This is a genomic window from Streptomyces sp. NPDC093600 (assembly GCF_044764755.1).
Classification (GTDB): Bacteria; Actinomycetota; Actinomycetes; order Streptomycetales; family Streptomycetaceae; genus Streptomyces.
In genome coordinates this window covers 941,579-949,794 of the sequence record NZ_JBIWIU010000002.1, presented here as the reverse complement: position 1 = coordinate 949,794, position 8,216 = coordinate 941,579, and the positions used below count along the sequence as shown (strand labels likewise).

The following is an 8,216-nucleotide window of genomic DNA, read 5'->3' as shown; positions in this document are numbered from 1 at the left end:
CCACCCCGAAGGGCTTCATCGTTCGACTTGCATGTGTTAAGCACGCCGCCAGCGTTCGTCCTGAGCCAGGATCAAACTCTCCGTGAATGTTTACCGGCTATCCGGTTCGCACACACGAGAGCGGAACGATCGGTCGGAATAGGACCGGTCGTTCACAGCGTCCTCGCTGTGTTGTTGCCTACCCGCCGCATGGGCCGGTAGGGCTTTCAAAGGAACCTCGCCATCCGAAGATGGACGGGGTATCAACTAATCTGGCGTTGATTTTTGGCACGCTGTTGAGTTCTCAAGGAACGGACGCTTCCTTCGTACTCACCCTCTCGGGCTTTCCTCCGGGCTTTTCCCTTCGGTCTTTCGTGTTCCCAACCTTACCAGATCCGTTTTCCGTTCCGTTTCCGGTTCGAATTCTGTTTCCGGCGGCCGATTGGGGGCCTTTGCCTTTCGGCGTGTTCACTACTTTAGCCGAATTCCCCGGCGACTCATAATCGAGCCATTCGGATGCGATTCCGGCCATGCCGAGAATCCGCCCCGATGGGGGTTCGTTGTAGGTAGTGGATGGCCGCTCCGGGGTGCTCTGGAAGCACTGCCCGTTCCTGCGGCTCGGACTACATTAGGCGTCCCCAGCACCTGGGTCAAGTCTCGTCAAGACCTCCTCTTGCGGGGCACATGAGCCCGGTACGGGCTGACCGTCGGGTCGTTGTCGATCCAGAAGCGCCAGGGATGCGGGGCACCCTCTCCGCCCACTCCCGTCCGGGGACCGTTCCTCACCTGGTCAGCCGGGGGTGGGGTGCCCGTGAGGAGGGTCAGGGGGGAGTCGGGGCCGGCGCAGGCGTCCGTGCCGTTGAGGGAGCGGGCCACGTCGAGGGCGGTGGCCAGCCGGGCCGGGCCTTTGGCCAGTTCCTCGTCGTACCGGGCCGAGAGTCGGCGCTTGCGGGCCTGTTCCGCGCCCACCAGGATCTCGCCCGCGCGCAGCAGGACTCCGCTCGCCTGGCCTTCCGGGCCGCACACCAGGTTCAGGCAGTGCCACATGCCGTAGGTGAAGTAGACGTACGCGTGTCCGGGCGGGCCGAACATGGCCGCGTTGCGGGCGGTGCGGCCGCGGAAGGCGTGGGAGCCGGGGTCGATGGCGCCGGCGTACGCCTCCACCTCCGTGAGACGGAGCTCGATGCGGCCGGCTTCCGATGTGCGTACCAGCGTGCGTCCCAGAAGGTCGGGGGCCACCTCCAGAACGGGGCGGTCGAAGAAGTCCCGCGGGAGCGGCGTACGGTCGGGGCTCTCGCTCATGGCGTCCGAGGGTACTGGGGGCACGGGAAGCCGTGCCGGAACCGGTTACGGTCGTCGCGCGTAAGTAGGGGTCAGGACCAGTAGGACCGATAGGGAGTGTTCATGGGGTTCAAGAAGCTGCTCGCGAGCCTGGGTGCCGGTGGGGCGTCCGTGGAGACGGTGCTCACCGAGGAGAACGTCGTACCGGGCGGGGTCGTCCAGGGTGAGGTGCGGATCCAGGGCGGCTCGGTCGACCAGCAGATCGAGGGTCTGTCCGTAGGACTGCAGGCCCGGGTCGAGGTCGAGGGAGCGGACCAGGAGACCAAGCAGGACATCGAGTTCGTCAAGGTGCGGCTCGGTGGTGCCTTCGAGGTGAAGGCGGGCGCGGTCCACGTGGTCCCGTTCGGGTTCGAGATTCCGTGGGAGACGCCGGTCACGGCCATCGCCGGGCAGCAGCTGCGCGGGATGAACATCGGGGTGACCACCGAGCTGGAGATCGCCCGGGCGGTGGACTCCGGTGACCTGGACCCGATCAACGTCCACCCGCTGCCGGCGCAGCAGGCGATTCTTGACGCCTTCCTGCAGCTGGGCTTCCGCTTCAAGAGCGCGGACATGGAGCGGGGGCACATCCGGGGGACCCGGCAGAAGCTGCCGTTCTACCAGGAGATCGAGTTCTTCCCGCCGCAGCAGTACCGCGGTCTGAACCAGGTCGAGGTCAGCTTCGTCGCGGACGACCGTGAGATGGACGTCGTCCTGGAGATGGACAAGAAGCCGGGGCTGTTCAGCGAGAGCAGTGACTCGTTCCGTGCGTTCAAGGTGGGTCTGGCCGACTTCCACACGACCGACTGGGCGGCTTACCTCAACCAGTGGCTCGCCGATGTCGGTGGTCGGCGCAACTGGCTCTAGGCTCGGCCGCGTAAGGCTGTGAGCCAGGTCAGGCGATACGGAGGTTCGAACGTGGCCGAGGGCAAGAGGGCGCCGCTCCCTCATGACTTCCATCCGCAGGTGCCGGCGTTCACCGTGGTGAGCGACGACATCGTGCCGGGGGGCGTACTGAAGGACGCTCAGGTCTACGCGGAGGGGAACACCTCGCCGCAGCTGAGCTGGGAGGGCTTCCCGGCGGAGACGAAGAGCTTCGCCGTCACCTGCTTCGACCCGGACGCGCCGACGGGCAGTGGGTTCTGGCACTGGGTGGTCTTCGACATCCCGGCGTCGGTGACCGAGCTGCCGGCGGGTGCGGGCACGGGGTCGTTCGACGGGCTGCCCGCGGGTGCCGTGCAGGTGCGCAACGACTACGGCTCGAAGGACTTCGGTGGTGCCGCTCCCCCGCCGGGAGAGAACCACCGTTACGTCTTCACCGTGTACGCGGTGGACACGGAGAAGCTGGGACCGGACGCGGACGCTTCGCCGGCGGTGGTGGGCTTCAATCTGCGGTTCCACACGCTTGCGCGCGCCCAGCTGATCGCCGAGTACACGGGTCCCACCCGCAGCTGAACGTTCGTTGGTTGTTTGCCCGCTTCTGGTCTTGGAGAGATCAGAAGCGGGCATCTTTCGTTCCGCACGGATATTGCGTTGTCCAACCCGGCGCGCCCGGCCAGAGTTGATCCGAGTCCGGAGCCCTGCCACGGGGCTGGGCGGCACACGGGAGGTGGGCACAATGCGGGACACGCTGGTACTGAACGCGAGCTTCGAGCCGCTTTCGACGGTCACACTCAACCGTGCGGTGGTGCTTGTCCTGCAGGACAAGGCCGTCGTCGAGCAGGAGCATCCCCAGCTGCGCATGCGTGCCGCCGCCGTCGACATACCGGTCCCCCGGGTGATCAGACTCTGCCGCTATGTCCGGGTGCCGTTCCGAAGACACGCTCCGTGGTCGAGGCGGGGTGTGCTGGTGCGGGACCAGCACCGGTGCGCGTACTGCGGGAGGCGCGCGACGACGGTGGACCATGTGGTGCCGCGGGCGCAGGGGGGTGCGGACAGCTGGCTGAACACGGTGGCGTCCTGTGCGGAGGACAATCACCGCAAGGCGGACCGGACGCCGGAGCAGGCGGGGATGCCCCTGCTGCACGAGCCGTTCGTGCCGACTCCGGCGGACGCGATGCTGCTGGCGATGCGGGCGGGTGAGCGGTCCGAGCTGCCGGAGTGGCTGGCGAGCACGGCCGCTTGAGGGTGATGGTCGTACGGGTGTGGGCCCGCCCCTTGCTCGGGGCGGGCCCGGCGTCGTTCAGCGCAGCAGGAGCTGGACGATGGCGACGGTGCCGACGGCGACGATGAAGCCGCGCAGGACCGGTGGGGGCAGGCGGCGGCCGACCTTGGCTCCTATCTGGCCGCCGATGGCCGAGCCGACGGCGATGAGCAGGACGGCGGTCCAGTCGAATTCGGCGACGAAGAGGAAGAAGAGCGCGGCGATGCTGTTGACGATCGCTGCGAGGACGTTCTTGACGGCGTTGAGGCGCTGGAGGGTGTCCGCGAGGAGCATGCCCATGAGGGAGAGGTAGATGATCCCCTGGGCCGCGGTGAAGTAGCCGCCGTAGACGCTGGCGAGGAGGAGTCCGGTCAGCAGGAGGGGTCCGCCGTCGGGGTCGCCCGGGGTGCCGTCGCGGTCGCGGCGGGCCTGAACCCACTTGGACAGGCGGGGTTGGAGGATGACGAGGACCAGCGCGAGGGCGACCAGGACGGGGACGATCGTCTCGAACGCCCGTGGTGGCAGCATCAGGAGGAGGACGGCGCCGGCGAGGCCGCCGATGGCGGCGACGGTGCCGAGGCGGAGGATGCGGCGGCGCTGGCCCTTGAGCTCCGCGCGGTAGCCGATGGCGCCGCTGATGGATCCCGGGATGAGTCCGAGGGCGTTGGAGACGGTGGCCGTGACCGGGGGCAAGCCGGTGAGGAGCAGGACGGGGAACGTGATCAGCGTTCCCGATCCGACGATGGTGTTGATGGTGCCGGCTCCCACGCCGGCGGCGAAGACCGCCAGTACTTCCCAGATGGACAACGCCATCTCCTTACATGGTCGGTGAGTCGCCTCCCCGCCCTTGGGCCTCAGGGTCGAGGGGCTCGCACCGATCATGCACGATTACGTGTACGTGTCAGTCGACTGGGGGTTCCTCGCGGCGCTCCGTACCCTTGCCGCCGGTGTTGAAGCCCGGGGCTCCGCTTCCGAGGTTGCCGAAGGCTCCGGAGAGGCCCTTGAGCGCGTCGCCGATCTCGCTGGGCACGATCCAGAGCTTGTTGGCGTCGCCCTCGGCGATCTTGGGGAGCATCTGGAGGTACTGGTACGAGAGGAGCTTCTGGTCGGGGTCTCCGGCGTGGATGGCTTCGAAGACCGTGCGTACGGCCTGGGCCTCGCCCTCGGCGCGCAGGGCGGCGGCCTTGGCCTCACCCTCGGCGCGGAGGATCGCGGACTGCTTCTCGCCCTCGGCGGTGAGGATCTGCGACTGGCGGATGCCCTCGGCGGTGAGGATCGCGGCGCGCTTGTCGCGGTCGGCGCGCATCTGCTTCTCCATCGAGTCCTGGATGGAGGTCGGCGGCTCGATCGCCTTGAGCTCGACGCGGTTGACGCGGATGCCCCACTTGCCGGTGGCCTCGTCGAGGACGCCGCGGAGGGCGGCGTTGATCTCCTCGCGGGAGGTGAGGGTCCGCTCCAGGTCCATGCCGCCGATGATGTTGCGCAGCGTGGTGACGGTGAGCTGTTCGATCGCCTGGATGTAGCTGGCGACTTCGTAGGTCGCGGCCCGGGCGTCGGTCACCTGGTAGTAGATGACGGTGTCGATGTTGACGACCAGGTTGTCCTGGGTGATCACCGGCTGCGGCGGGAAGGGGACGACCTGTTCGCGGAGGTCGATGCGGTTGCGGATGGAGTCGATGAACGGGACGACGATGTTCAGGCCGGCGTTGAGCGTGCGGGTGTAGCGGCCGAACCGTTCCACGATCGCGGCGCTCGCCTGCGGGATGACCTGGATCGTCTTGATCAGGGCGATGAAGACAAGCACCACCAGAATGATCAGGACGATGATGACTGCTGACATCGTGTTCCCCGTGCCCTTCGCTGCCGGTTCACTGCCGGGTTGGTTTCGATGATCGAGTTTCCCAGACGGCGGACCGTCGTGTGAGGGGTTCGGTCACATGACCACGGCGGTCGCCCCGTCGATGTCGACGACGTCGACCTGTTGCCCCGGTTCGAAGCTCTGATCGGCGTCGAGCGCGCGGGCGGACCAGGTCTCGCCGGCGAGCTTGATGCGGCCGCCGCTGCCGTCGACCCGTTCGAGGACGACCGCTTGACGGCCTTTCAGCGCGTCGATGCCGCTGGCGTGCCGGGGTGGTCCGTCGCGGTGCCGGGCCGCGATGGGGCGGACGACGGCGAGGAGCGCCACCGACACGACGACGAAGACCACCACTTGGGCGACGATGCCGAAACCGAGACCGGCGGTCACGGCTCCGGCGACGGCGCCGACGGAGAACATGCCGAATTCGGGCATCGCGGTCAGGACCAGCGGAATGCCGAGTCCCACCGCGCCGATCAGCCACCACACCCATGCGTCGATGTCCACGTGGTCATGGTAGGGCGGTGGGGTGGGTCGGGGACAGGGCGCGGCTCTGTGCGGAGAAGCGACGCCCGGTGGCCGGGTTTCCGTACGCCTGGGTCTACTTGAGCGGGAGGCCCTGTGCGGTGTAGCGGTCGCCGACGTGCTCGACGACGAGCGGCAGGCCGAAGCAGCGCGAGAGGTTGCGGGAGGTGAGTTCGGTCTCCATGGGGCCGGCGGCGAGGACCTTGCCCTGACGGATCATCAGGACGTGGGTGAAGCCGGGGGCGATCTCCTCGACATGGTGGGTGACCATGATCATGGAGGGGGCGTACGGGTCGCGGGCGAGGCGGCCGAGGCGGCGGACCAGGTCCTCGCGGCCGCCGAGGTCGAGTCCGGCGGCGGGCTCGTCGAGCAGGAGGAGCTCCGGGTCGGTCATCATCGCGCGGGCGATCAGGGTGCGCTTGCGCTCGCCCTCGGAGAGGGTGCCGAAGTTCCGGTCGAGGTACTCGGTCATGCCGAGGCGGTCGAGGAAGGCGCGGGCGCGCTCCTCGTCGACGGCGTCGTAGTTCTCGTGCCAGGTGGCGGTCATGCCGTACGCGGCGGTGAGGACGGTCTGGAGGACGGTCTGGCGCTTGGGGAGCTTCTCCGCCATGGCGATGCCGGCCATGCCGATGCGGGGGCGGAGGTCGAAGACGTCGGTGCCCACGCCGCCGAGCCGCTCGCCGAGGACCGTGGCGGTGCCGGTGCTCGGGAAGAGGTAGCTGGAGGCGATGTTGAGGAGGGTGGTCTTGCCGGCGCCGTTGGGGCCGAGGATGACCCACCGCTCCCCCTCCTTGACCGACCACGAGACATCGTCCACCAGAGCCCGTCCGTCGCGGACCACGGATACGTCCACCAGCTCCAGTACATCGCTCATGAGCGCGTTGTCTCCCCTTGCGGTCGAGTCGGGTCGTCGCCTTGCGCCTGTGGGCGCGGCGTCCAGGGAAAACCTACGCCACTCGCCGGGCGGGCCGGTCGCCAGGTTGGGCCTAGGGTCTGTCGTTTGGATCAGGCCGGATCAGGGAGCGGGGCCTGGTGCCGTGGATCGCAAGGCGGAGGAGGGAGTCAACGCGGTGGGGGTACCTCCCGTGCCCGAAGGGCTACGGGGGAGCGGTGCCAGGGCACGCGAGCCCGGCCTGATCCAAACGACAGACCCTAGGTCCGGTACTTCCCTGTCGCGGGGCCGGGGAGTCCCCAGCGAGCGCGGCCGGATCGGCAGGACGCCCCCCTAGGCTTGGGGCATGCTTTCGGAACCACGCTCAGGACGCCTGGCCGCTTGGGGCAATGCCCTGTTGGCCGGATCGGTATCGCCGGACGACGCGGCGCTGGCCATTGTCGGGGACGACGCGGTGCACCGCGTGGAGGGTCTGCCGGGCGAGGCGGGGCCGGTGGGGCTGACGCTGGCGCTCGGCCGGCTGCGGCGGCTTGGGGTGACCGGGTGGCGGGTGGCGCTGCCGGCGCCGGGGCATCCGCTGGGGCTGAGCGGACCGCCGGACTTCAACGCGCGGGCGCTGGAGGCGGAGGAGGCCGTGGTCGGTTTCGGTGCGCCGTACGGTCTGGTGCCCGAGGTCATGGAGGCGGGTCCGGCGGGTGACACGCACGTGGAGGTCGTCTGGCGCTGTCTGGCGGTGCGGGAGGCGCCGCCGGCGGACGTGCCCTCGCTCGGTGAGGCCGAGCGGGAGCTGGCGGAGGCGCTGCGGGAGGCGACGACGGTCCTGACGAGGCTGGACGTGGCGGGTTCGGGCCCGGTGGCGGACGCGGCCCGCGACGCGTACCGGGCACGCGCGGAGGCGGGCCGTGAGGTCTTGGCCCCGGGGTATCCGCCGCGTGCGGTACGGGTGCTCGAGCTGGCCCAGCGGGTGGGGCTGCTGATCGACCTGGCGTACGACCACGGCCACGGGGGCGCGGTCAGCGCCTCGGAGATGGCGGCCCGGCAGCTGGCGTTGCGTCCGGTGGAGCGGGTGGCGAGACGGGCCCAGGTCGCGGCGTACAACGCGTATGTGGAGGAGCGGGAGCGCTGATCCCGGTTCGGGGCTCCGGGGCCTGCTGTGGGTCCAGGGGCCCCGGCCGCGGTCCGGGGGCGACGGAGCCCGGCCCCCGGGGATCGTCCGGGGGCCGGGCTGGTCCGGGAGTGCGTCAGCTGTTGACGGCGTCGTTGCCGAAGGCCGGGTTGAGCAGGCCGATGACGTTGACCGTGTTGCCGGAGACGTTCACGGGGACGTGGACCGGGGCCTGCACCAGGTTGCCGGAGGCGACGCCCGGCGAGTTGAGGGCCTGCCCGTGGGCGTGCGCGCCGCCGTGGGCGGAGGCGACACCCGCGCCCGCGGCGACGATGCCACCGGCGATCATGGTGAGGGCAGCGGCCTTCTTCAGGTTCTTCACTTTCAGGATCCTCCT

The 8,216-nt window shown here is 69.2% G+C and carries 10 protein-coding genes and 1 rRNA gene; 4 read left to right on the top strand and 7 right to left on the bottom strand.

What is annotated here, in order from left to right; translation table 11 throughout:
* Positions 1-87: ribosomal RNA gene (locus ACIRB4_RS10000) — 16S ribosomal RNA — on the bottom strand; the annotation flags it as partial.
* 552 nt (positions 88-639) lie between these two features.
* Entirely contained in the window at positions 640-1,281 is a 642-nt protein-coding gene (locus ACIRB4_RS09995; RefSeq protein WP_403289613.1) for a DNA-3-methyladenine glycosylase, read from the bottom strand.
* A 102-nt stretch (positions 1,282-1,383) separates the two neighbouring features.
* On the opposite strand from ACIRB4_RS09995, the gene ACIRB4_RS09990 reads away from it, so the two are divergent.
* From ACIRB4_RS09990 to ACIRB4_RS09980, 3 genes are all read left to right on the top strand, one after another.
* Positions 1,384-2,166, top strand: coding sequence for a sporulation protein (locus tag ACIRB4_RS09990; protein WP_403289612.1), 783 nt, complete (start codon positions 1,384-1,386; stop codon positions 2,164-2,166).
* 51 nt (positions 2,167-2,217) lie between these two features.
* Complete coding sequence (locus ACIRB4_RS09985) at positions 2,218-2,754, top strand: YbhB/YbcL family Raf kinase inhibitor-like protein (RefSeq protein ID WP_403289611.1); 537 nt, start codon at positions 2,218-2,220, stop codon at positions 2,752-2,754.
* A 163-nt stretch (positions 2,755-2,917) separates the two neighbouring features.
* Positions 2,918-3,424, top strand: a complete 507-nt coding sequence (locus tag ACIRB4_RS09980) for an HNH endonuclease (RefSeq protein WP_403289610.1) — start codon at positions 2,918-2,920, stop codon at positions 3,422-3,424.
* Positions 3,425-3,481: 57 nt separating this feature from the next.
* Here ACIRB4_RS09980 and ACIRB4_RS09975 read toward each other — a convergent pair whose 3' ends face one another.
* The 4 genes from ACIRB4_RS09975 to ACIRB4_RS09960 all read right to left on the bottom strand — a co-directional run bounded on the left by ACIRB4_RS09975 (position 3,482) and on the right by ACIRB4_RS09960 (position 6,696).
* On the bottom strand, positions 3,482-4,255 hold the full coding sequence (locus ACIRB4_RS09975) for a sulfite exporter TauE/SafE family protein (RefSeq protein WP_403289609.1): 774 nt from the start codon (positions 4,253-4,255) through the stop codon (positions 3,482-3,484).
* An 88-nt stretch (positions 4,256-4,343) separates the two neighbouring features.
* Positions 4,344-5,282: an SPFH domain-containing protein gene (locus ACIRB4_RS09970; protein ID WP_403289608.1), complete on the bottom strand. Its 939-nt coding sequence runs from the start codon at positions 5,280-5,282 to the stop codon at positions 4,344-4,346.
* A 93-nt stretch (positions 5,283-5,375) separates the two neighbouring features.
* Positions 5,376-5,804, bottom strand: a complete 429-nt coding sequence (locus tag ACIRB4_RS09965) for an NfeD family protein (protein WP_403289607.1) — start codon at positions 5,802-5,804, stop codon at positions 5,376-5,378.
* 94 nt (positions 5,805-5,898) lie between these two features.
* Positions 5,899-6,696 carry an ABC transporter ATP-binding protein gene (locus ACIRB4_RS09960; protein WP_403289606.1) on the bottom strand — a complete coding sequence of 266 codons (798 nt, stop codon included), beginning with the start codon at positions 6,694-6,696 and terminating at the stop codon, positions 5,899-5,901.
* A 364-nt stretch (positions 6,697-7,060) separates the two neighbouring features.
* Here ACIRB4_RS09960 and ACIRB4_RS09955 point away from each other — a divergent pair, with 364 nt between their 5' ends.
* Entirely contained in the window at positions 7,061-7,840 is a 780-nt protein-coding gene (locus tag ACIRB4_RS09955; protein ID WP_403289605.1) for a hypothetical protein, read from the top strand.
* A gap of 115 nt (positions 7,841-7,955) precedes the next feature.
* Here the strand turns inward: ACIRB4_RS09955 and ACIRB4_RS09950 are convergent, their stop codons facing one another.
* On the bottom strand, positions 7,956-8,201 hold the full coding sequence (locus ACIRB4_RS09950) for a chaplin (RefSeq protein ID WP_403289604.1): 246 nt from the start codon (positions 8,199-8,201) through the stop codon (positions 7,956-7,958).
* Between the last annotated feature and the right edge of the window lie 15 nt (positions 8,202-8,216).